This is a genomic window from Laceyella putida (genome assembly GCF_042665195.1).
Classification (GTDB): Bacteria; Bacillota; Bacilli; order Thermoactinomycetales; family Thermoactinomycetaceae; genus Laceyella; species Laceyella putida.
Map to the genome: position 1 here is coordinate 1 of NZ_JBHTBW010000085.1, position 24,316 is coordinate 24,316.

Consider the following 24,316-nt stretch of genomic DNA (forward strand, 5'->3'; position numbering starts at 1 on the left):
CAGTGTAACAAAAAAAGTGCCCGAAGGCACTTTTACAAATCATGTTATGCTTTTGCATCAGTCTCTTATAGAGTGTTTTTTTATTGATTCGACAAAAAAGGCTGCTGCCCCTGCCTTTCAAGGCAGTTTGTCAGCAGCCTCAGCTCCTTTAAAATAGGAGCTCTTTGTCGTAGTATACGTTTTTCTACGCTTTTTTTTCCAACGGTAAGATCGACGTGTAATTGCCGAATTGGATCATATCTCGATAATGACTTGAGACATCCAACTCATCATACGTCACTTCCAGCAGCTGATCATCTTCTCCAAAAACGCTTCTCCGCACTTTTCCGTCCGTTTCAAAAAGGTACGCGATCAGGTTTTTGCTATCCCGTATTCTTCTGTCCCGTAAAAATAATTGATCACCTGTTTGAATATACCCTTCCGACTCTATCTTTTCTGCATTTTTGTCCAAATATAGCACGTCGCAATAGTAAGATTGGAAATTAACCGAAACCACCCACTTCATTTTTCCGTCATCTTTTACAACCACAACATAGGGTGTTTTCTTCTCATGAGCTTTGGCCGCCTCTTCTTTGGTTAAGGGGGAGCGCGGTTCCCTCCGGTACTCAAACCATACTTTGTAGTATTCCAATTCCATGCTTTCACCTCAATTCAGTTAGTTGAGCACTTTTCCATCCTCGTCCCGGATCAAAATCCCTTTCTCATCCGCGAAATCAAGAATCTCTTTCGGGATTGGAGAGCGTTGCTTCGGCACTTCCAATATCATCGTACCTTGCAGTTGTTGCCCGACCAATCCCTCATTCGCATGACCGGAACCCGCTTTTTGCGTAGGCACATCGGCAATTTTGGCACCTCTTGGATATTTTCGCACAAACTCTCTTATATATCCTTTTGCTGTCTCTGGCGAAATCTCCCCCAATTGTGTAAACTTTCTCGAGACGATTTCCCTTTTCGAAGGGCTGTAAGCGTCCAGCTTAACGGTTTTTCCATCCGCATACTCAACATACACTTCATTATATTCATATTTAGGATTCATTTTAGCATTGAAAGCATTGCCGAAAACCTGATTTTTAGCGATGTTGCGTGCGGCTTCTATTGGTATATCATTATTTTCAGCGATTCTTTGCGCATAGTTTTCAATATGTTGCAATTGCTCTTCACCAATATCAAGTCCAGACGCTTGTGCCTCTTGTTGAATTTTTTGGTATTCCGGTCTAGATGATAAAGGGGTATCCGACTGATTGTTTGAGTTGTTTCCAGAAGCGCTGTCATTCCCTTTTGTTCCATTCGCCTTCGCCGCATCATCCGCTTGATTCCCCTTGCCCGTCAGGACATCGGTTATATCACACTCATCATTTTTTGCAAACAAGACAGCCGCAAAGGGAGTAGGCACCCGTTCATAGGTTAAGCAATTCCCCAACGCTTCCAGTGAATTCTCCACGCGGGCGGTAATGGGCTTGGTTGAATTTTTGACTTTATTGAACAGGTTCCCTATGTGGGGGGCGGCGAATGTGAACGCTCCGACCATTACCGTTCCAGCCAAACCGGATAACGCCGCTTTCTTCCAATCAATCTTCTTGCCATGCAACAAGTCATCCGCGATACTGGTGCCTGCGCCTTCTATTCCACCAATGAGTCCGGCTTTGCCCAGCATCTGTCGCAACGGACCTGGCAGTTTGCTTACCAGTTGCTGTCCACCCCGCACAAGCGGTCCCAGCAGACGGCCTGATGCGATCGAAGTGATCAGTTTCTTTCCTAAGGCACTCCCAAAAACCCTTCCCAAACCTTTCACGATGGCGGCTGAACCTCCCATCCCGATCAAACCGAGCAACCCTCCGATGCCCGCTTCGGCAAATACGCTTTTGTCCAGCTTCCCACCATTCAAAGCCAAACCGAGACCAAAGCAGGTGCCCCAACCAATCAGGATGCTCACGCCCAATCCTTGCGCTCCGGGAATAAACAAACAGACGATTCCGGCAGCCAGAACCAAACCAGAAAAGATATATTCTTTATTTTCGACGACCCAGTTCCAGGCATCACCGGCGGCTTTCTTCGTCGACTCCCATGCTTGTCCCACCTTTTGCTTTGCCGAATCGTACCCGCCCTTTACTCCATCCCACATCTTTTGATACCACGGACGATTGTCTTTACCTTGAGGAGCCTGATGCTTATTTCCTTTTACATCGGAATTCCCCTGTTCAATTGTAGGTGTATCGTAGACATCGGGGGCCTTGTACGGATCAGGTGCCTTATATGGGTCTGGCGCTTGATAAGGATCAGGAGCCTTATACGGGTCTGGTGCTTTATAGGGATCGGGCGCCTGATAACCTTCCGCCAACACCCCTATAGGATAAACAAATGAAAACAACATAACTATTAACATAATTACAGCTGTACGCTTCGGAACTTTTCTAACCAAATCAATCACCTCTATTCTATTTTAAATAAAGGTAATTATTAGTTAAATACAATAATTGGAGATTTCGAAAAATAATTTTGATTTAAAGAAAAAACCTCCGCTAAGGGAGGTTGACACTCACTTGTGACAAGGTCCATTATTGTGCATCAACCGGCAAGGTCCATTTTTAGGAAACCATCCCCATCTCCTTTGCCGACACTTTTCCTTCGCCTTTTCCAACCCACAGAAAAAGGTCGCCCTATCACTTTTGAGCGACCTGATTTCTGGAAACATATCTCAACGGGTCCACCGGCTGGCCACCGATATGCACTTCAAAGTGCAGATGGGGCCCGGTTGAACCTCCAGCACTCCCTATGCCCGCGATATGGTCTCCCCGTTTCACCTGTTGGCCCGGGCGGACATAGATCATGTTGGAATACATATGCCCATACCACGTTTGCATTCCATTGCCATGATCGATAATAATAAGGTTACCAAAACCGTTCGACTCACCCGCTTTGACCACAATCCCATCTCCCGCGGCATAGATGGGCGTCCCGACCGGACCCGCCAAGTCAATTCCCGCATGGAGTTTGCGAACATGCCGAATGGGATGGAACCGATATCCGAAAGGGGAAGTCATATGCCAGGCACCCACGGGCGGCCCCAACACCCCGCCTGAGGTAAGGAGCGGACCGGATGCCACGCCCCCAAAGGTAAACATAGCAAAATTCTGTTGCAACACAGGGGCTTTCGACTTGCTTTCATACGTAATTGGTGCCAAATCACTATCAAAGATGACCGGAATCTTCACCTTGGCCAACGCCTTGACTTCATCGTCTTCAATTTTGATCTCCAACTTCTCTATCTCCACTCGTTCCCGATCGGCAAACGAAAGCTTAAATTGATCTTGCGCTTTCTCCTCATCTCCGGTGGTGGAAGCGATTTTCACCGCATCCCGCAAAGCCGCTTGCGTTTCCAACACCGCCATGCCCGCTTCAACAAGCTGCCACACGACCAAACTCAACAAGAAAAACAAGGGAAGGATCACGACAAATTCCGTCGTGGAAGCGCCCTTCCGATGCCGCTGGCTCCATCTCGTCAGCGAAACAAACCATTTCTCCATGTTCGATCCTCCAGCACTTCCCGATATTCTGTCTTTTCTTTATTTTATCACAGGTGTTTTCGTGGAATAGTGATAAGTAAATGGCTCTATCGGCAAAAAGATGCACCTGATTTTCGTATCCGCCGAGGCGACCACTTGTTCATCCTTGATCTTCACCTTATAAGAGGATAACCAATAATTATGGCTATTGCCGAACTCCTTTTTGCCCCGCTCCTCTTCCTTTTTCGGCTTCCCTGACGAAGCGGCCAACCGTACGCCATCTTTCACAAAGTGTTGCGTCTCCAACACCGCCATGCCCGCGACGACAAACTGCGCGACAAACAGGCACATAAAGATAACCAATGGTATCACCACAATAAACTCCAGCGTCACTGAGCCTTTGTTTCTTCCCTCTCTCCATCTCCGCATACGGCTCATACCCTCCGACACTCTTATTCAAACGAAACCTCGAGTGGTTTTCGATTGGGCCACCAAGACCCATAATCCCGTGTGGGGCCAAATCCTGTTCCTTTCACATACTTATTGGCAAATTCCTCCGCCCAGATGAGAGGGGTAAACTTCACCTTCGCTTCCACCTGAATCCGCCCATCCGCAAAGAAATAGATCCTGCTCGGCTCTGCCCCGTTCTGTTCCACATATTTTCGCACTTCTTTTATCAGCTCTTCTTTATTGTTGAATACGGCGTTTTTAATGATGCCTCTCTTCAATCCGCTGTTTCCCAATACATACTGATAAGGGTCGATGAACGTTTGATTATCCGCGTTCTCTTGCAATATCCGGCTCATGATGGTCTGTAGTTCGGCGCTCACATACCCATCCATCTTCTTCGTCGCCGCCAAACTTCCCGCATCCGCCGCTTTTTCGGCGATAGCGTGTTCCATCCAGACAACCACCAATGAACCAAGAAACATGAAGATGATCATAAACACCGGCAACGCAACCACCCACATCAAGGTCACATTGCCGCGTTTGCGGTTGAACTTTCGAAGTCCCCGAACCATAATGTCCTCCTATTGCTCACAGTTGCTCTTATTGCTTTAGCGTTTGAATAGCTTGGCGATGAGATTGAAAATGTCTCTGATCAGGGTAAATGGCAGGATGATGATTTGCCAAATGAATACAAACACTTCCCCGATCCCCTCAAATAATTCTTCAAATGCACCTTTTATTCCATATCGGAAAGATAAAATGGTAAAAGGTATAATTAAAACTATGAACACACCAAAAAGAATAAAAGCTATTATGCTTAACATAATATTACTCCTCTATTAACCATTTAAAGTAAGATCTAGTCAAAATAAATACTGCTAAAGGAATTAGCAATAAATGAAGAATCCACTGAAGAACTAGATAAAATAGTTGAGGTGTAGTTCCATGCGCGAGTAAATCAATTGCTGCGAATAATCCTCGATTTATTCCCAATCCAATTAAATAAAAGCTAGATAATAAGATTAATAACTGCAACCATTTGATCAAACCTAATTTAACTGATTGTGTAATATAATCAAAAGTACGATACTCTTTTATAACTAGAAGATAAGGAATAGAAAAAGATAAAAATATCCCAATTACCCATAAACTTTGCGAAATAGACATTAACAGTATCATTAATACTATGAAAAACAAGCTCGTTACATAAGCGTTAGTTATTTTCCTAAAAAAGAAAGAATATATCTCACTTGTTTCTAGCAGTTCATCTTTGATAAACAAATGACTTAAATAAACTAATGGTAGCTGCGCTATAGAAAGAACCACTGGGATAACCATATAATATAGTGAATCTAATTGCGGATATAGAAAAGATAGTTGTTTTACAATTGTAAGAAACAGTTCCATAGGAAGAATAATGGTTAATCCTATTAACATCACCCTTGTAAACTGTTCTTTGTAAAACATGAACGCTTCGCCTATAGAAGAAAATACACTTTTTATACTTTCATACACCATGTCCATCAGACACTCCCTCTCAAACAAAACTTGACGTTTTCTTACCTATCCAAGCTCCTAGCAAAGCAAATAACCAAGCAAATAATAAACCTAAAAGTGAAATTTCTAATTCTCCCAATACATTAATCGAAATAAACAAGTTCACAACAAACAACACCGATGCAACTAACCAAGCCGTAACAAAAGGATGTTCATTGTTATAGCCAGAAACCCAACCACATACTAAATACGTCAACACCATCAATGATACTGGGCCTGCCATATGGAAAATGAGGCCTGTAGCCCCAACAATATATCCCAATACTATTGACACTGTGAACCCTGCACCAAAGCCCTGCAACATTTTTACTGCCATTTACTAAACCTCCATCTTTTTTAATCATTCAATCCATTTTCTTTAGGTTTCCAATTTGGTTTTTCTACATATAGCCACATAGAATGAATAATTATCACCACAATTAAAATTAATGCATACATGAGAAGAGCCAGCACATTCATCGTTGTAAACTGTGCCAAAAAGTATGCTAATAAGGTTGCTTTTCCTGCGCCAATCACGCCAACAGCCCCAAGCATTTTCCCCCATTTAGTCAAGGGTTTACGAAGTTCTTGCGCAATGGTTTTGCGAAATCCATGACCTATTCCAATTGCAATGATAAGTGTAAGTAATTGCAACAATCCAACCTTTAAACTTTCATCCGAAACTCTCCATAAAACCATACCAACGAATATAGCGGATACATCTATATGTCCCAATAATGAACCGATGCGCCACTTTACGCTTTGATAAAGTTTATAACGATTACTAGCATATTTCCAATAGAAACAGGCTACGATTAATAATATATACAGAATGAAAAAAGCTAAAGAGAACGTAGGAATTAAGAAAGAGAAAAATGCAAGAAATAATGTCACATAGATAAGCTGATAAAATGAGTCAATAAACTCTTCCTTTAAACGGTGTTGTTCGTCGAAAAAATCCCGATTATTAATCATCCACTTCTCCTCCTTGTACTACTTAAAAGAGTTTACCTACAAAGGAGGTTACTTTATCTTTGACAGATGAAACAGTAGATTTACCTGCATCAACCCATCCACCAATTGTAGATTTAGTAGCTGAATAAGCATTTTGCAAAGAATCAGATACGCCATTTGGAACAATTGCATTAAGTGCATGTTTAACACCCGACTTAACCCAATTTTTCACTGTTCTGCCTACTGAAGTATTCGTTAATGCATAAATACCAATGCCAGCTACTGCTCCAATTACTGTACCAACAATAGGTACTGCTGAGCCCATTGACGCACCTAATGCTGTACTAGCAAGAGCACCAGCTAGAGCTGAACCTATAGCCGACCCTGCTGCTGATGATGCTGCTCCTACCACAGTTTCAACAGTAGCAGAGGCTGCCCAGTCCTGCCATTTTTCATGCCCTTCCAATGAAGCTGTTATGACACCACCTAATGCAGCAAATCCCCAAGTACCTCCACCAGTAATATTATGCTTCCAAGCTGCTTTTAAATTGTTAAATTGGTTTTGAACTGGTAAAAATCGATTAAATACCTTTTGTCCGTTAACTTTATCCGGGCGCAAGCCACTCATCCATTGTTGCAGTTTCGTATCCAGTTTACCGTCAAAGTAATATCCTATTAATTTACCATTAGCATCAAATCGCGGGATTAAACGATGTCCAGCTTGTTTAAATGAGATTTGATACTTCATACGCATTTTAATAAATTCGTTTCTAATTTTACTAATATAATTTGGATCTCTATATTTATTATCATAAGGATCCAACAAGCGATTTAGATACGCTTCCCATCCAGAGGAATGATACTTGTCTGGAGCTTGGTATGGATCTGGTGCCTTGTGTGGATCTGGTGCTTTATAAATATCTGGCGCTTTATATGGATCTGGTGCTTTATAGATATCTGGTGCCTTGTATGAGTCTGGTGCTTTATAGATATCTGGCGCTTTATATGGATCTGGCGGAACATATGGCGCAGTCTCTGCATTCGTCATATAAAACGGCAACACGAGAACAGCCATGATTACACTTAACAACAAAATACTTATCGATTGTCTAACCCTTCTCTTCATCTTATCACCTTCAAACAAAATATTATGTAAACTTCTATTCTCTAAGATCTACTTGTTAACTGTAATTGATTAAGCTCATATAACACTTTTATCATACAGAATTTTTCAAGATCTAATAGATGGTAAATAGTACAGATTATTAAAAATAGTATAGAAATCACCATTCAAACTCTTAAGGTAAAAATTTATTAATAAACTTTAAAGTTTATAGCTATAACTTGTAATAAATAAGGATCAAATACCTATAAACCGTTTTCAGGATATTTGATCCTTATTTTTATCCTAATCTAGAGTTGATAAATTCTTATCTCGTGTTTCGTTAGCTTTCACCTTAACTTGTTTCTCTATTTGCTTTAAAGTATCAGCTAATTCTCGAGACCTCTCCCTCAGTGTATTACCAACAACTTCATCTCTATCTGAGATAAGTTCAGTCAATTGCTTACGAATATCACTTTTAATAATGTCTTGTCTCTCTAAATAATCCCTTGCAATGCGCATGTGTTTCATCTCTAACAGCCTTAAACTAACCAATTTACCATGGACACTATGAAGTTCCACGCGTTTTTTGCCCCATTCTTTACCTGCATCTACCCGTGTGTGTAATGCCCAACTTTCCCACTCACTTTTAACCCGTTCCTTCTCTGCTTCAAGATACTCCTTCAAATCGCTAGCTGAGTTCACAGATTTATATACACCGTCTGCAGCACTAGCCACTTGCTTTAATTGTCGCTGTCCAGCATCGTCCACGTCAAAACCAACGATATTGATCACCGGTTTGATCCCGGAATCCTTCAACTGCTGTGCCGCTTTAACGGGATCGCCACCACAGGTTTCAATCCCATCACTCACCACGTAAATGATATTTCGTACCCCTTCACCTTGGGCACTTGCCAAATCTTTCTGTGCTTCTTCGATTCCGCGAGCAAGCGGGGTCCACCCCGTAGGCTTAAACTTGGACAATGCCGATTCAAATTGGGCTTCATTGTATGTACTTAAAGGATAGACTAGTTCGCTGCTTTGACAAGAGAGCTGTTTGTCTTTGTCTTGATTGCTCCCTTTATGCCCATAAACACGTAGCGATACTTTAGCCTCTTTGGGAACAGAAGAGACAAAATTACGTACCGCTTCTTTAGCCAGATCCATCTTCTGTCCACCGGACACTTGTCCTGCCATACTGCCACTGGCATCTAAGATGATCTCGACATTAATCTGCTCCAGCCTTGGAATCTCAATCTTTCCATCAGGAGTTGCATTGTTTACTGATATATTTGGATCGAAAGAGCGGAATTTTTGATAAAGCGGTTGATAATCCTCGCTAACAAGAGAGTTAATATAGGAGTACACTTTCTCGGCATCATTGGCATACTCCTTGGGCATTTGATCCAGTTCTTTTTCCACTGCAGCCTGATTATACTTATCTCCAGCATACTTGCCGGGAGGTTGCTTCATAATCTCTTCAAAGGTTTTGGGTACTGGTTGATCGGATGCTTCCTGCTTCTTTCCATCCGGCGATCCCGCTTGATCTTTTTGGTTACACGCAATTAACAATAGTGTTGGTAATACTAATACAACTAAAACTGTTCGAAACAACTTCATTAAATTCCCTCCTTTATCTAAAGGGGAACCGTTTGGCTATTTATTTTAATAGCCAAACGGAAAATGAACTTTATTATTTACCTTCGATTTGTGTTTTAACTTTTTCAATCAAAGTACCTTTGATGTCACCATCATCCTCTTGGAAAATTGAAAGCAAGATTCCTGCAAAAATTGCACCTACCGCAATGATGATCACGTATTCCATCGTTGGGGAACCTTTTTTGCTGATTCTTGGGAAGAATTCTTTCACTTGTGCTAAACGCAATTTCCATTCTTGTAATTTGATCATGAGTAATCCTCCTTAATAATGAAAAATAAAATGATATCGTGACATCTTTTGCTCTTTGTTAACATTGAGTTCTCTTCGCTGGCTGTTTGCCCATCACCTCCCTTAAAGCGCTAAAATAAGTCAGCCAAATTTTTAAATACCACATTGTAAAGAATGGCACCCAGCATCAGAAGCATGATTGAGGGGGCAATCACCAAGCCGCTGACCAACGAGATCTTCGGTGACGCTTTCCCGGCCGCTTCCTTGGCCTTCTCGGAGCGCATACGGCGCATCTCCACCGCTTGCTGGGTAAAAGTCTGGGCGATCGGCGTCCCCAAGTTATGCGCTTGGATGAGGGACATGATCAAAGCTTCCAACTCCGGCGACTCGGTACGCTTAATCAATCCCCGGTAAGCTGTTTCCCGTTGCACGCCAAACTTAATCTCCTGTAACATGCGATTTAGTTCTTCCCCCAACGGGCCACGGGTCGCTTCGGCGTAATAGGCCATGGCATCGTCCATCGCCATCCCCGCTTGCAAGGTGATGCTCATCATGTCGAGGAAATCGGGCAGTTCCAGGCGGACTTGCTCTTGCCGCTTCTTGGCCAAGTAACGCACGAGCAAGATCGGGGACAAATAACCCACGATCGGCAACAGAACAAACGACAGTTGGGCAAGCGGCAATCCAACCACATTAAACAGCACCGCCAGAAACACCCCTGCGAAAAGCCCCAACAATTTGGCCCCGTGCAAACGATGCACAGACAACTGAAACGGATGTCCCGCCTTCACCAACACATCTTCCATCTCATCTTGATCGCTCAAGATCTGAATCTTTTTCCCGGTTGGGGCCAGATCGTCCATCCACTTATGGATCAGGGCGCGGCTGTTGGTTTTGCGCCGCATCACTTTCCAAGGGGGGATGAAGTTATCCAGATTGGCCCTTACCTCTTCCAACTCCTTGCTATAGGTGTAAAAAGACGTCGCCGCAAACACCAGACAGCCCCATATCATAATGACTAAGAGATATAAGAAAAAGGTCATCGTTCCCTACCTCTACACTTTGATATCCGCAATCTTGCGGATTAACATAAACCCAATGATTTGCAGGATGATGAAGATCACCAACACGCCGATCCCGATGGCCGTGGTGAAAAAGTCAAAGAATCCATCGATCATCTGACTCATCATCACAACCATCAAAATGGATATCACCGGCAATAAATAAGCGGAGTAACGCGCTTGGGCCACGGTTGCATCAATCGTCTTATGGATCACTTTCCGCTCTTCCATCGTAGCCGCCATCTCACTCAACACGCGCGCCAAGTCACCACCGGCCCGGCGCTGGATGACCAAGGCGTTGATAAAGACTTGCAGATCCTTGGTTTCCACACGCTTCAGCATATCCTTCAAGGCTACTTCCACGTTTTTTCCCAATTGCAGCTCCCGCACAACGATCCCCAGCTCTTCTTTGATCGGTCCATCCATCTCTTTGACGACCAGCTCCAGCCCTTGCGGGATCGACAATCCGGCACGCGCCCCGCTGCTCAATAAGCGACAGGCTTCCGATAACTGGTTGTCGATCTTCTGCGCATACAAGAACTTGCGCGAGTTGATCATCATTTTCGAACCGAGTGGAATCAACACCACCGGGATAATCAAGCTGAATGGAATGGGTGCACCCATCCCCTTATAAAGGAGAAAAAAAACGCCTAATCCGATCAAGAACAGAATCGCAGTATACTCGGCTGGGCGGAGCTGGATGCTGGCCCGCTTCAACTGCGGCTCCAACTTCTTGGCCCATTCATATTGATCCAAACGTTCGACCAAACGGTCTGACCAGCCGATTTCCGTGGGGGAACCCACATATTTCTCCAAGACTTCTCCTGTCTGCCTCTGGGCGGCTTTCATCTGCATCCAGTAGTAGATGGCCAACAACATGCTAAAGACAGCGAGTGCGCCAATGATTCCAATCGCCATTATTCCTTCACTCCCGCCTGGTTCGGCTGAAAGATCTTTCGATCCACCCCTACCCCATAAGCTTTCAAGCGATCAAGGCAACTCGGCAGGTAACCGGTTGGCGCGAAATAACCTTCCACTTTCCCGTCTCCATCCACATTGGTTTGCACGAAACGGAAGATATCGATCATCTTCACCGAGCCATCTTCCTTCTGTTGCATTTCCGCAATGGCCAGCATCTTCCGTTGCCCGTCCGGCAGACGCCCGATTTGGACGATGTAGTCGACGGCACTGACAATGTACTGGCGGATGATCTCCGATGGCAGGTCCATCCCGGACATCATCACCATCCCCTCCAGACGGCTCATGGCATCTTGCGGGGTATTGGCGTGGACGGTGGTGATCGAACCTTCGTGACCGGTGTTCATCGCTTGCAACATGTCGAATGCTTCCGCACCCCGAACCTCCCCGACGATGATTCGGTCAGGGCGCATCCGCAAGGCGTTCCGCACAAGCTGGCGAATCGAGACTTCCCCTTTGCCCTCCACGTTGGCGGGCCGGGCTTCCATCCCGACCACGTGCGTATGCGGGATCCTGAGTTCGGCCATATCCTCGATGGTGATAATCCGTTCATCTTCCGGAATATAGCACGCCAAAGCGTTTAGGAGCGTCGTCTTACCGCTACCTGTTCCCCCGGAAATGATAATGTTCAACTTGGCCTTGACCATGCTGGTGAGAAACTGGGCCATCTCCGGCGTCATACTGCCAAACGAAATCAGGTCATCCAACCGGATCGGATCTTTGCGGAACTTACGGATGGAGAGCAAAGATCCTTTCAAGCTGATCGGGGGAATCACCGCATTCACACGGCTTCCGTCAGGCAGGCGCGCATCCACCATCGGGGAGCTCACGTCAATCCGGCGGCCGATCGGAGCCACGATCCGGTCAATCACATGGCGCAACGCTTCTTCATCACGAAACTGGATGTCTGTCTTAAACAGCTTCCCTTTCTTCTCGTAGAAGACTTCATAGGGACCATTCACCATGATCTCTGTAATCTCTTCGTCTTCCAGCAAGGATTCCAACGGACCGAAACCAACGGATTCGTTAATGATGCGGTTGATCACGCGGTTCCGCTCTTGCCCTGTCAACACCACTTGCTCTTCAGCCAAGTATCGGCTCACCAAGCGGTCTAGGGTGATGCGCAACTCTGCTGACGGCATCTGCGTCAGCTTTTCAAGATCAGTTTCGCTTAACAGCCGTGCTTTAAAATGTTGTGCCAACTGGTTCACACGGCTGTCATCGGCTGAGCGTTGAATCTGTGTCTCATTGATTCTCTGGCGTTTCAGATGTTTGGACAACCGTTGGTTTTGTGAAAAAATCGCCATAGGCCACCCCTTCTTCACAATGCAACTGATTCATATGCCATCAGCTGATTACTGTTTTTTTGTATCTTGTTCTGGTATGTCATCTTGCGGAGTCCCACCGGTTTTTGGCAGTTTCGGCTTCGTTTGGTCATTCAATTTTTGGGCGGCTTCCTCACTATTGGTGCTTTTTTCCGCCCCTTTGATATCCTCCGCGTTGGGTGCCTTGAGGACACGAATGTTGATCGCGTTCACTTGCTTATCAACAAAATCAGCCGCTTCGGTCAACGTCATTTCCAGCCCAAGCCCCGTCACATTCCCTTGGGGATCTTTCGCCAAAGCCACAACAGGAACTTTTTGCATATAAACCAATGATTTGGAATTAGGTAGAGTCACAATGATATCAACGCGATCGTTATAGCTGAACACATCATCAAAGCCCACTTTATCGGAACGGTTCAACATGACCATGCGTTTTTTGTCAGAGGATAAAGTCGTATCCGACTTTAACATGTTGAGGGTAAGCAAGTCCCCTTTTTGCAACGGGACAACCGTAACCAGCTTAGTGATGGGGAAAATGCCGTTTTCCAATTTAATGCCTTGCATATTCGTAATGGCGGATTGTTGGATATACTGTTGCGGCACTTTCACTTCATCGAAATCCTCTGGGCGCAAAGGTTGGCGTGCATTGATGCTCTTATTGGCCACATATACCGTGGCAAAGTCACCTAACGTTTCATCTACCGCACTTACTTTTTGCATAAAGAGATATCCAGCAATCGCGGAAAGAAACAACGCAACAACTAGAAATAACATGGCTCTTCTCTTTGCATCTTGCATAGATCGATACACCTGCTTATTCTTATAGTTTGGTTAGCGCATACGTGAGCACGGTGCCGAGAAGGATGAAGGGGGCGAAGGGGAATTCGGTTTTACGGCCCACTGTTTTCCATCGCACGAGCTTGAGGATGAGCAGATAGACGGCCGCCAACAAGTGGGAGCTGAAAAAGATGAAGAGAAAAGGCTTAAAGCCCAAGGCAAGCCCCAACATGCCAAACAGCTTCACGTCCCCTCCGCCAATGGAACGTTCATCGGTCACGACGGCGATCACGTAAAGAATGAGAAAGACGACAATACCGGTTAACAGATAATTCCACCATGGTTCCGGACGCGTGATAAGCCGAGCGATCACGGCAGCCACGAGTCCGATCACGACAAAACGATCATAGATCAAGCGGTGCTTCAGATCAGTGACCGTTGCGGCGATTAAGAGTCCAATCAGGATGAGGTACAATGCATGTTCTATCAATGAAAGTCATCCTGCCTTATGAAGCGGATTTGCCGCTCTTTGCTTCAGACAGCAGATGCTTGGCGAACTTCTGCATATCCCGGGCAAAGAGGGAAAGGTTGCGCTCGTTTTTGGCGGTGCGCAACGGTTTGCCGCGGTTAATCGCTTGGTCGATGCGCTTGAGATCATCGCGGAATTCCCCGGCGATGTCAAAACTGAAGCGTTGGCGAATCTCTTTGGCCCCGATTTCGGAATCGCGGCTGAGGCGATTGACGAGAATCTCCAAACGGTCCGTAGGATCCACCCCGATCATGTTGAATGCGGACAGCACTCGGTTGAACGTACGGAGCGACAGGGCGTCAGGATTTAACACATAAAAGATTTTGTCTGCCTCTTCCAAAGCGGTATAAGTTAAGTTGGTCATTTCCGATGGCAGGTCTACAAGTATGTAATCATAATAGAGGCGCGCCGCACGGAGCAAACGCTCAATGTGATCTTCGGTGATCTGCTCAGCCACTTCCAAATCGGCGGGGCTTGCCAACACCTCCACCGCGGAGTGCGGCTCAATCACGGTCACGCTGCGGATGTGGTTGTCGTTCAGCTCGTGCAAGACCGGTGTTAAGTCGTATAAGTTACGACCACTGGTGAGATTGAGATAGGTTTCAACACCGCCAAATTGAAAGTTGAGGTCTACCAACAGCACACTGGAATTGGATTCCAACTGAAGCGTCTGCGCCAAGGTGGAAGCAATCAAGCTCTTGCCCGAACCTCCTTTGCCGCTGTAGAAACCGATCACTTGTCCGCGTCCCCACGTAAAGCTGGCTGCCGCCTCATTCTTGGCGCTGTCGGTTTGCAAGGCGATTACGGCACGTGACAGCACATCACCCAACGCGTTGATCTCATCAGGGAAGAACAACACATCAAAAGCCCCGGCCCGGCTGGCGTCACGAATGCGAATCGAGTCCTTCGATTCGGTGAGGAAGACGATCTTGGCATGGGTAACTTCCCGCAAGATGTATGGGATCAGCTGCATCCCCAAGCTCCCCACCCCTTCATGAAGCAGGACAATATCCGGCTGAATCCGGGCGATCTCCCGCCGCACCTCAGAGGCGTACACATGGCTGACCTGAGGAAACTGAGAACTTAATCTTTCCCGCAAATCCGTTGCAATCGGATCCTCTTCCGTAACGATCAACAGCTTTGTATCTGGATACATAAGAAATGCAAAGCCTCCTTCAATAGCACACGATGTCTTTTTGAAACTTCACACTAGCATCACTATTTTATCTAAGTTGCAACCAAATTCAATACTTTTTCCCAAGCTTCACTAAATAGTGTTAAACTATATATTAATAAATCATATTGGAAAAAGTATAATTAAATGAAGAGAAAATGAGATCTTCATCCATGTTTGGCATAATATATTTATATTATTACCTTAATCGGTTCAATTTTATCAATTTACCACATTATTGGCAATAGTATTAGGCTCATAACAAAAAGCCGGGTTTCCCGGCTTTTCGTGTACCTTAATCATTTTTCGGAAAAATTGACAATAAGAACAACAACCTTGCTTTTTACAAGCTTTGTCCCATAGCTGAAACGCCCATGGCTTAACCAATCGCGATCTGTTCCACACGGCGCTGTTTCGCCCGCACTTCAGCTTCGGTCAAGTTGGACGTTCTTTCAATATCCAACTCGCCCAACAAGGTCCCCGCAGTGGAATCAATCACTGAAATATGGATAATTCCATCACTATCATATTCGAAGATCACTTCCAGCGGTGCGCCCTTTGGATAAGCGGGAAGATTGATCATCCCTTCCCCGACGATTTTCACATAATCGAGGTCGCTGTCCTCTCCTTCGGTCACTTGCAAGAAGAGTTGGGATTGACCATCTACCGTCGTTTTATAATGGCCGCTGACCCGGCTGGGAATGGCGGTGTCTTTCTTGAGCACAATGGAGTTGAACTCATCTCCACTCTCATCCAGCGCAACAACCCCCATGCTGTGCGAATTGACATCTTGCACCTCAACCACAGGGAAGGACTGGGTAAGATGCAGATCGGCGGTACCTTGCTTGATTTGGAGAATCGCTCCTTGAATCGCCGCTCCTTGCGCGACCACTTCATCTGGGTTCACATCGAGGGATGGCTTAATACCCGTCACGCGTTCAATCATCGTCGGCACTTGTTTCATCCGGGTCGAACCACCGACGAGAAGCACACGGTCAATATCTTTCCAGTCCAGGTTGGCATCCTCTAGGACGAACTCCATAATCTTCTGGGTACGATTGAGAAGAGGTGCGGTCAGTTCATCAAACTTCGCACGAGTCAGAGGGATGGAGACGTTGACTCCGTTTGCGGATAAGAACACATTTGTGCGATCACGGACAGAGAGGGTTTTCTTGGCGATTTCCGCTTTTTCGCGCAGATCCTGTTCCAACATCGGATCTTCCAACAGGTCGCTGCCACCTTGGGCTTTAAACTCTTCATTCAGGTAGCTCATCACCACGTTATCCCAATCAAAACCACCCAAGTTTTTCGCTCCGCCCGTGGAGAGTACCCGCAAGCCGCCCGGTGACAGGTTCATGATCGTCACATCAAATGTACCGCCCCCCAAGTCATATACGAGCAGGTTTTGGGTCTGATGCATCTTATCCAATCCATAAGCCAATGCCGCCGCGGTTGGCTCGTTGATGATGCGCAACACATTGAGGCCTGCAATCCGCCCAGCATCTTGTGTCGCTTTGCGTTGGGCGTCATCGAAATACGCAGGCACGGTAATCACCGCATCTTCAATCTTCTCACCCAGCAATGTCTCCGCATCTTCCTTGAGGCGGCGCAAGATCATCGCCGAAATCTCTTCAGGGGTGAAGTCATCATGGCTGTCCGTTTGGAACTTCCAAGTCTTGTCTCCGATCTGTCTCTTCACAAATTGAACCACATTAAACGGACTTGCTACAGCTGTGCGTTTCGCAATGCTTCCCACTACCACATCTGATCCATCGAAGAGAACTACAGAAGGGGTAATGCGTTCTCCTTCACGGTTAGCAAGCATTTCTGGCTTTCCGTACTTGTTCACTATAGCGATCGCCGAGTAAGTTGTTCCCAGGTCGATCCCTACAACTCTTCCCATCTTTTTTCACTCCCTCTATCACTTCCATCAAGGTCAAAAAGGTAACTATGACGTATTTTGGAGAGACACTTTCCCCTAGTCATAATATTAGACGTAACAAACAGGCAAACTGTTGTATAAATTAAAAGGAAAAGATGGGAACCCCATCTCTCAATATAAGAACTTTTAACTTCGTGAACGGCTCGCCGCCAAAGCGCATCCATCCCCACTCTTACGGGAGAATTTCCGCGCTATTCTCGTTAGACGGCAGAAGGGTTACTTCCATCAATCTATGGCATGGGCTATGATTGGTATTTCTTAATCACAACTTCTTCCGGTCTTAGGACCACATCTTTATATTTAAAACCATGGCGCACCATATGTACTACCTGGCCATCTTCGGCAGGGTTCTTGGTGGGGATCACTTCTACGACCTGCTGAATGCGAGGATCAAATTTATTGGATGGAGCCACAATCAATTCGACTCCGCGTCGATATAGGATTTCCAATACTTCATGGCTCAGCGTTTGTAATATGCCTACCAGTTCTGGATTCTTATGACCTGTATCCAACTTATCGTTATAAATCGTATTCATGCGGTCAATGAGAAGGATTAAGTCGATGTAGAGCGGACGAAGCTGATTTAATTCCTGATCCTGTTTCAACTCTTCCATTTCTTTGTACAGACGGTCAAACGCAGCTTCTTTCGTCTTATCATAGCTTAAACGATTGGTTACCACCTGTAACAAAGATGTGAAGTTTTGCTGTAAACTGTTTAACATGGTGAGAACTTGTTGCTGTTGGCGCTCGTTGTTGCCACGCCCCTCTCTCACTTCTCTTACAGCGTTATCTCTTCTCACAGGTAAGCCAAAGCGTGCCTCTGGGAATGACAAATGATGTTGTTCTCCCATTGGCTTTTGGTTCTCTTTCCTGGGCCCCATACAGTAACCTCCCTAACGGTCAAAGTGAATTTGGAATATATGTTCAAGGATCAACATTCTTGAAAATTCCACCTGAGTATAGAAGAGCGAAACAGAAAAAAGCTGAACGTTTCTACATCTTCCCGCTTATATCATTTTACTCGCAAGTTATTTCATGTCGCAAGTATATAGATTGGGTGAATTGTGGCGAAAAATAGATCCAATTTTATACAGAACGTTCGGCATCTGCACTCTCCTACGCTACCACTGCTCCGGTTTGTGGTCTGTAATCAGCTTCAACGATGGGATGGCCGGACAAACCTGCGGGGACGAGAAGGAGAGGATATACCTGATATTATTCTCATTCTATTAACGGCGGATCATGGTAAAAACCGTTAATCGTAACGTTAGAAAATTATGATTATCCAGTGTGTTCCAGATGAATCTACGGTCATTATATTAGGTTTAATTCATGAAAACAAGCCATTTCTCCTAAGAATATTCTATATTCACCACCCGATCCAGTCTTTCCTTCACCACATCAAAAACCGTCAGGACCAGATGCATCCCCTGATCCTAACGGCGCTACATGCCCAACTTCCCATTCTCTTTTCCGTTCACAACGCATCATTCCCTGCTCTGGCAAACCTGTTCACGCGACCGCGGGGCATCTCCTGCTCTTACCCGCACTCAGACTCGTCTTGCTGCTCTTCTTCCATCAGTTTCTCGGTATAGCAGATGCGGCAATAATACTTTCCATCAATCTCGAAAAATTGAATGTATAAGGACTTGGCTCCACAAGTGGCGCAGGTGCATTTGTCTTCCACGCAATCCCTCCCCATTCACTAATTCTTTACTGAATTCGCTATCAATCCGCTCGATTCCTTTTTATGCCTTTAAATCCATTTATTATAAAAAGAAAAGAGCCGCTCTTCTTTTCAGAAGAAACGGCCCTCATTTTCACACAAGTTATACACAATTCACACATGATCTGTGCACAAGCTGTGGATAACCCTTCAAAAAAGTGCAATCCGAATCATTCTTGATGGCGCATGTGAGGGAAAAGCAACACGTCCCGGATGGATGGGCTGTCGGTCAAGAGCATCACCAGGCGGTCCATTCCAATCCCAAGTCCACCCGTTGGCGGCATTCCGTATTCCAACGCTTCGATAAAATCTTCATCCATCGGATGGGCTTCATCGTTGCCTTGGGCTTTCTCTTTCAACTGCGCTTCAAAACGCTCCCGCTGATCAATCGGATCATTCAGCTCGGAGAAGGCATTGGCATGCTCACGCCCCACGATGAACAATTCAAAGCGATCAGTAAATCGTGGATCTTGTGGATTTTTCTTCGCGAGCGGGGAAATTTCCACAGGATGTCCGGTGACAAAAGTGGGTTGGATCAACAGATGCTCCACCTTTTGCTCGAAGAACTCATTCAGGATATGGCCAAATGTCATGGATGGAGCCACTTCCACCCCATGCTCTCTTGCCAATTGGTGTGCCTCTTCATCGGTCATCTGACGACCGAAATCGACGCCACAGTGCTCCTTGACAAGATCCACCATCGATTTGCGAGCCCATCCCGGCGTCAGATCAACTGGCTGGCCTTGATACTCGATTTTGGTCGTGCCCAGCACTTCTTGGGCCACATGCGCGATCAGGTTTTCGGTCAGGTTCATGATATCTCGGTAATCGCCATAGGCTTCATACAGTTCCAACATGGTGAACTCCGGATTATGACGGGTGGATACTCCTTCATTCCGGTAAACGCGGCCAATCTCATACACTTTCTCAATGCCGCCCACCAAGAGCCGCTTCAGGTGCAATTCCAACGCAATCCGCATGTACAAGGTCATATCCAGCGCGTTGTGGTGCGTGATGAATGGGCGCGCCGCCGCCCCGCCCGCAATCGCATGCATGGTTGGGGTCTCCACTTCCAGATAACCTTGAGCATCCAAGTAGCGGCGGGTGGCGGCGATGATTTTGCTGCGCAGAATGAACGTGTCCTTCACTTCCGGGTTCATCATCAAGTCAAGGTAACGTTTGCGATAGCGCAACTCCACATCTTTCAAGCCATGGTACTTTTCAGGCAGGGGACGGAGCGATTTGCCCAAAAAAGTCACTTTATCCGCTTTGACGCTCAGCTCTCCGCGGTTGGTTTTGAACATGACTCCTTCCACCCCGATGAAGTCGCCAATATCCGCCATGTTGAAGAGATCGAATTGCTGTTCGCCCACACGGTCCACCCGCACATAGACTTGGATGCGGCCCGTCATGTCCTGCAAATGGGCAAACGTGGCTTTCCCTTGCTCACGCTTGCTCATCAGCCGCCCGGCCACAATCACATTGGCCTGCTTTTCCTCCAATTCTTCTTTGGAGAAGGCATCGTACTCACGCACCAATTCTTCGGTATAATGCGTACGCTCGAATTTGGAACCGAATGGATCGATGCCTTGTTCGCGCAATGTCTCCAATTTGTCGCGACGAACCTGAAACAGATCGCTGTGTTCTTCATGTGTCATCCCCATGCACTCCTTCATTCACTAGATAGATATGGCCTCATTTCGTAAGGCTTATGCTGTCTCTTTTTGCGGATCCTCTTGTTCCGCTGCCTGTTCTTGCTTCAATCCCTGGGCAAACGTCAGCAACACTTCCGCCATTCCATCGCGCGTTTCCTGTTGCGTCACCACATCTTTGATCTTCGCCGCCCCCGGTAAGCCCTTCAAGTACCAGGTAGCGTGTTTGCGCATCTCCCGCACCGCGACCCGCTCGCCGCGCAAGCTGATCAAGCGATCCATATGCAAAATGGCGATTCGCATTTTTTCCATCGGCTCCGGTTCCGGCAGAAGCTCACCATGTTCAAGATAATGAACCGTGCGGTACAGCATCCACGGATTCCCCAAAGCGGCGCGTCCGATCATCACCCCGTCGCATCCGGTCTGTTCCAACATGCGTTTTGCGTCTTCCGGCGTAAAAACGTCCCCATTGCCGATCACGGGAATGGAAACCGCCTCTTTGGCTTTGCGGATATATTCCCAATCCGCATGGCCACGGTACATCTGCTGACGGGTGCGCCCGTGTACGGCAACAGCCTTCCCGCCGGCGCTTTCTACCGCTTTGGCATTATCCACCACATAAATATGATCTTCATCCCAGCCGATCCGCATCTTGACGGTAACCGGTTTCTTTACCGTCTTGACTACGGCCGAGACCATTTCCTCAATTTTCTTCGGCTCCAACAGCCAGCGGGCCCCCGCATCGCAACGCACCACTTTTGGCACCGGGCAACCCATGTTGATATCGATAATGTCGGCATTGGTCTGCTCATCCACCACTTTGGCCGCTTCCACCAGCGTCTCTTTGTCTCCACCAAAAATTTGCAGGCTGAGCGGTTTTTCCCGTTCATCCACAAACAGCATCTCTTGTGTCCGTTTGTTTCCATGCAAAATCGCTTTGTCGCTTACCATCTCCGCACAGACCAAACCCACGCCAAACTCTTTGGCGATCAAACGAAAGGCAGGATTGCACACACCCGCCATCGGTGCCAACACGACCCGGTTTTTCAATGCAATGTCTCCAATTTTCAACACCTGAGGCCCCTCCTTCCTCTTTTCTAAGCCCACCTTTCTTTTAAACCCCATTCCGTTCCATCATGGGGAAAACCACTTCATCCAACTTGTTTATCTCCTGATCTGCGGGCAACTGGGCGATCCACTGCTCAAGTGAAGTGTTCGTCCCCGGGATGATGATGTTTCCCACAAGTTCTTCTAACGGTATCAACACAAAGGCGCGTTCATGCATGCGCGGATGCGGAATTTCCAACTCCTCACGCCGAATAACTCGATCATCGTACAATAAGAGATCTATGTCAATCGTCCGCGGGCCCCAGCGCACCAGACGAACTCGGTGCAATCTCTTCTCGATGGCCAGGGCGACGCGCAAAAGTTCCGTTGGGATCAGGGTCGTATGAATCTCTACCACCAAATTGTAAAAGTGTGGTTGCTCCAGCAGGCCAACAGGAGCCGTTTCATACACAGAAGAGATTCGCTGAACCGAGATGCCCTGGGTGCGGTCAAGGAGCGAGATCGCTTGACTCAATTGGGCCAACCGGTCTCCCATATTGGCTCCCAGACCCAGATAGGCGGTCACTCGGCGGCTCATGGTCTCTTGCGCACAATCTCAACCCCCACCGAATCATAATGGCCTGGGATCGGTGGGTCAGGTTTGGTTACGCGCAACCGCACTTCTTCGACCGGAAAATGGTCAAGGATACGCCCTGCGATCCGTTCCGCCAGCGTTTCCAATAACTTTACCTTTGTTTGTGTCATCTCCCGCTCAATCAATTCATAGACTTGCCCATAATTGACTGTCTGTTCCAGATCGTCGGTGGCCGCAGCAGGCTGAAGATTCATCTTCATTTCCACATCCACGTAAAATCGCTGCCCCAATCGATTCTCTTCTGGATAAGCACCATGGTAGGCGTAGAAGCGCATTTGATTGAGAAAGATTTTGTCCATTATCCCGCCTCCCCCGCTCTCTCGCCATAAACCAGCGCATCCATCATCCGGGAAACCCGGGCCATTTCTTTCACATCGTGCACCCGCATGAGTTGGCAACCTTTCGTGATGCCATAGGCAACGGTGGCGGCCGTTCCTTCCATACGCTCGTGAGGAGGCAACCCCAAGGTTTTCCCAATGAACGACTTGCGCGAGGTTCCCAATAACACAGGATATCCCAAGGCCACAATTTGGTCCAGGTGGCGCATCACTTCGAAGTTGTCTTCGACCGTCTTGGCAAATCCAATTCCCGGATCCAAAATGATTTTTTCTTCCCGCACTCCCGCTCGTCTGACCAAGTCAACCGAAGCAAGCAAGTCTTCGCACACATCCTCGATGAGGGAATCATACCGGGCTTCCTCACGGTTGTGCATCAATATGATGGGGACATCCAGTTCGGCTGCCACCCGAGCCATCAGAGGATCACGCTTCGCTCCCCAAATATCATTGATGATATGGGCTCCCGCCAAAATGGCTTGCTTGGCCACTTCCGCTTTGTAGGTATCTACCGAAATGGGGCAATCCAATTCCCGGGCCAGCGCTTTGACGATGGGAATGACCCGCTCCAACTCTTCTTCGAGGGATACGGGAGTCGACCCCGGACGTGTCGACTCCCCCCCGACATCAATGATGTCCGCCCCATCACTCACCAGTTGCTTCGCATGTTTCAAAGCAAGCTCTACGGAGTCATATTTCCCTCCATCAGAAAAAGAATCGGGTGTGACATTGACAATCCCCATCACCAGAGTTCGCTTGTCATAAGATAACGAATAAGGTCCCGCTTGTATGATGTTTGATTTCATCTGCCTACATCCTCCTGCCTAACTCTCTTGCGCTGGTGCAAGTGGTCGTCCATGAGCGATATGCCTCATATAATGAGGTGGTAATCGGATGTTCCTTAAAGAGTCGACCCTGCCAACGGCGAATCGGCACGATCTCCTGGATCGAGTTGGTGATAAAGATTTCTTCTGCTTCATCCAGTGCGGAAGGGCGATACTTCCCTTCCCGCACCTCCATCCCAAGGGACTGCGCCAGCGAGATCACCCACTTGCGCGTCACCCCGGCCAAAATCCCCAATTCCAATGACGGTGTATGCAAAATGCCGTCACGCACAAAAAAAAGATTGCTGACAATCCCTTCGGCCAGATACCCATCGGGTGTTAACATCAAACCCTCCGCCTGCGGAAACTGGTCCACTTGTTGCCGCGCCAACACACTGTTTAGGTAATTGTTGCTTTTGATATCGGACGCTCCCCCGGGTGCTTGCCGCGGGATGGATACCAGGTCAAGCGCCTTTCCTTTCGCAAACCATTCCCCGTCACGAAAGGGAAGAGGGCGGATGAACATCAGGACATGGGGTTGTTCGTACTCGCTTGCGTTAAGCCCCAAGCCTTCTTCACCGCCCGTCACCATGATGCGCAAAGAAGCATCCAGTAAACCCGCCAAATGGAGCAATTCCCCGATTTGCGTCAACCATTCCTCCCGCTGATATGGGGAGCGAATGCGTTGCCGGGATAAACCCAGCGCCAACCGCTCAAGATGATCATCTATGAGAAAAGGAAACCCTTGGTATATCCTTAATGTCTCAAAAGCGCCCACTCCATATAAAAAACCATGATCCAATACGGACAGCCTCGCCTCCGCCTCTTCTATCGGCTGTCCATCCAGCATCATCCAAG

The 24,316-nt window shown here is 46.9% G+C and carries 26 protein-coding genes; all 26 read right to left on the bottom strand.

The genetic code is table 11. The features are described 5' to 3' along the window. Positions 1–184 precede the first annotated feature (184 nt). On the bottom strand, positions 185–637 hold the full coding sequence (locus tag ACFQNG_RS19840; protein ID WP_379867642.1) for a hypothetical protein: 453 nt from the start codon (positions 635–637) through the stop codon (positions 185–187). A gap of 18 nt (positions 638–655) precedes the next feature. Continuing rightward, positions 656–2,338 carry a hypothetical protein gene (locus ACFQNG_RS19845; RefSeq protein ID WP_379867643.1) on the bottom strand — a complete coding sequence of 561 codons (1,683 nt, stop codon included), beginning with the start codon at positions 2,336–2,338 and terminating at the stop codon, positions 656–658. A 322-nt stretch (positions 2,339–2,660) separates the two neighbouring features. After that, complete coding sequence (locus ACFQNG_RS19850; protein WP_379867644.1) at positions 2,661–3,524, bottom strand: peptidoglycan DD-metalloendopeptidase family protein; 864 nt, start codon at positions 3,522–3,524, stop codon at positions 2,661–2,663. A 39-nt stretch (positions 3,525–3,563) separates the two neighbouring features. Further along, the gene (locus ACFQNG_RS19855; RefSeq protein ID WP_379867645.1) at positions 3,564–3,932 is read right to left on the bottom strand and encodes a TadE/TadG family type IV pilus assembly protein; all 369 of its coding nucleotides are present in this window, start codon (positions 3,930–3,932) and stop codon (positions 3,564–3,566) included. A gap of 23 nt (positions 3,933–3,955) precedes the next feature. After that, positions 3,956–4,525: a TadE/TadG family type IV pilus assembly protein gene (locus tag ACFQNG_RS19860; RefSeq protein ID WP_379867646.1), complete on the bottom strand. Its 570-nt coding sequence runs from the start codon at positions 4,523–4,525 to the stop codon at positions 3,956–3,958. Between the two features lie 256 nt (positions 4,526–4,781). Continuing rightward, positions 4,782–5,477, bottom strand: a complete 696-nt coding sequence (locus tag ACFQNG_RS19865) for a hypothetical protein (RefSeq protein ID WP_379867647.1) — start codon at positions 5,475–5,477, stop codon at positions 4,782–4,784. A gap of 13 nt (positions 5,478–5,490) precedes the next feature. Beyond that, positions 5,491–5,826 (bottom strand): hypothetical protein, encoded by a 336-nt coding sequence (locus ACFQNG_RS19870; protein WP_379867648.1) that lies wholly within the window; start codon positions 5,824–5,826, stop codon positions 5,491–5,493. A gap of 20 nt (positions 5,827–5,846) precedes the next feature. Continuing rightward, positions 5,847–6,464 carry a hypothetical protein gene (locus tag ACFQNG_RS19875; protein ID WP_379867649.1) on the bottom strand — a complete coding sequence of 206 codons (618 nt, stop codon included), beginning with the start codon at positions 6,462–6,464 and terminating at the stop codon, positions 5,847–5,849. 22 nt (positions 6,465–6,486) lie between these two features. Continuing rightward, positions 6,487–7,569: a hypothetical protein gene (locus ACFQNG_RS19880; RefSeq protein WP_379867650.1), complete on the bottom strand. Its 1,083-nt coding sequence runs from the start codon at positions 7,567–7,569 to the stop codon at positions 6,487–6,489. A gap of 282 nt (positions 7,570–7,851) precedes the next feature. Beyond that, positions 7,852–9,165, bottom strand: a complete 1,314-nt coding sequence (locus ACFQNG_RS19885) for a vWA domain-containing protein (RefSeq protein ID WP_379867651.1) — start codon at positions 9,163–9,165, stop codon at positions 7,852–7,854. A 73-nt stretch (positions 9,166–9,238) separates the two neighbouring features. Beyond that, complete coding sequence (locus ACFQNG_RS19890) at positions 9,239–9,454, bottom strand: hypothetical protein (RefSeq protein ID WP_379867652.1); 216 nt, start codon at positions 9,452–9,454, stop codon at positions 9,239–9,241. A 110-nt stretch (positions 9,455–9,564) separates the two neighbouring features. Further along, positions 9,565–10,476: a type II secretion system F family protein gene (locus ACFQNG_RS19895; RefSeq protein WP_379867653.1), complete on the bottom strand. Its 912-nt coding sequence runs from the start codon at positions 10,474–10,476 to the stop codon at positions 9,565–9,567. A 12-nt stretch (positions 10,477–10,488) separates the two neighbouring features. Further along, positions 10,489–11,412: a type II secretion system F family protein gene (locus tag ACFQNG_RS19900; protein WP_379867654.1), complete on the bottom strand. Its 924-nt coding sequence runs from the start codon at positions 11,410–11,412 to the stop codon at positions 10,489–10,491. Next, positions 11,412–12,779, bottom strand: a complete 1,368-nt coding sequence (locus ACFQNG_RS19905; protein ID WP_379867655.1) for a CpaF family protein — start codon at positions 12,777–12,779, stop codon at positions 11,412–11,414. The genes ACFQNG_RS19900 and ACFQNG_RS19905 overlap by 1 nt, the downstream gene beginning before the upstream one ends. 48 nt (positions 12,780–12,827) lie before the next feature. Continuing rightward, positions 12,828–13,571, bottom strand: a complete 744-nt coding sequence (locus ACFQNG_RS19910) for a CpaB family protein (RefSeq protein ID WP_379867656.1) — start codon at positions 13,569–13,571, stop codon at positions 12,828–12,830. Between the two features lie 46 nt (positions 13,572–13,617). Next, positions 13,618–14,064 (bottom strand): prepilin peptidase, encoded by a 447-nt coding sequence (locus tag ACFQNG_RS19915; RefSeq protein ID WP_379867657.1) that lies wholly within the window; start codon positions 14,062–14,064, stop codon positions 13,618–13,620. 16 nt (positions 14,065–14,080) lie between these two features. Next, a complete protein-coding gene (locus ACFQNG_RS19920) occupies positions 14,081–15,259 on the bottom strand; it encodes an AAA family ATPase (protein ID WP_379867658.1) in 1,179 nt (392 codons plus the stop codon). Between the two features lie 397 nt (positions 15,260–15,656). Continuing rightward, positions 15,657–17,180 (bottom strand): Hsp70 family protein, encoded by a 1,524-nt coding sequence (locus tag ACFQNG_RS19925; protein ID WP_379867659.1) that lies wholly within the window; start codon positions 17,178–17,180, stop codon positions 15,657–15,659. Between the two features lie 281 nt (positions 17,181–17,461). Continuing rightward, positions 17,462–18,100 (bottom strand): nucleotide exchange factor GrpE, encoded by a 639-nt coding sequence (locus ACFQNG_RS19930; protein WP_379867660.1) that lies wholly within the window; start codon positions 18,098–18,100, stop codon positions 17,462–17,464. 659 nt (positions 18,101–18,759) lie between these two features. Beyond that, complete coding sequence (locus ACFQNG_RS19935) at positions 18,760–18,906, bottom strand: hypothetical protein (protein ID WP_379867661.1); 147 nt, start codon at positions 18,904–18,906, stop codon at positions 18,760–18,762. A 209-nt stretch (positions 18,907–19,115) separates the two neighbouring features. Continuing rightward, positions 19,116–20,603 (bottom strand): lysine--tRNA ligase, encoded by a 1,488-nt coding sequence (gene lysS / locus ACFQNG_RS19940; protein WP_379867662.1) that lies wholly within the window; start codon positions 20,601–20,603, stop codon positions 19,116–19,118. A gap of 51 nt (positions 20,604–20,654) precedes the next feature. Then, positions 20,655–21,671 carry a tRNA dihydrouridine synthase DusB gene (gene dusB / locus ACFQNG_RS19945; RefSeq protein ID WP_379867663.1) on the bottom strand — a complete coding sequence of 339 codons (1,017 nt, stop codon included), beginning with the start codon at positions 21,669–21,671 and terminating at the stop codon, positions 20,655–20,657. Between the two features lie 40 nt (positions 21,672–21,711). Next, positions 21,712–22,242, bottom strand: coding sequence for a 2-amino-4-hydroxy-6-hydroxymethyldihydropteridine diphosphokinase (folK, locus tag ACFQNG_RS19950; protein WP_379867664.1), 531 nt, complete (start codon positions 22,240–22,242; stop codon positions 21,712–21,714). Then, positions 22,239–22,598 carry a dihydroneopterin aldolase gene (folB, locus tag ACFQNG_RS19955; protein ID WP_379867665.1) on the bottom strand — a complete coding sequence of 120 codons (360 nt, stop codon included), beginning with the start codon at positions 22,596–22,598 and terminating at the stop codon, positions 22,239–22,241. The genes folK and folB overlap by 4 nt, the downstream gene beginning before the upstream one ends. Next, a complete protein-coding gene (gene folP, locus ACFQNG_RS19960) occupies positions 22,598–23,440 on the bottom strand; it encodes a dihydropteroate synthase (RefSeq protein ID WP_379867666.1) in 843 nt (280 codons plus the stop codon). The genes folB and folP overlap by 1 nt, the downstream gene beginning before the upstream one ends. Before the next feature lie 4 nt (positions 23,441–23,444). Beyond that, positions 23,445–24,311: an aminotransferase class IV gene (locus tag ACFQNG_RS19965; protein ID WP_379867711.1), complete on the bottom strand. Its 867-nt coding sequence runs from the start codon at positions 24,309–24,311 to the stop codon at positions 23,445–23,447. Positions 24,312–24,316 lie beyond the last annotated feature (5 nt).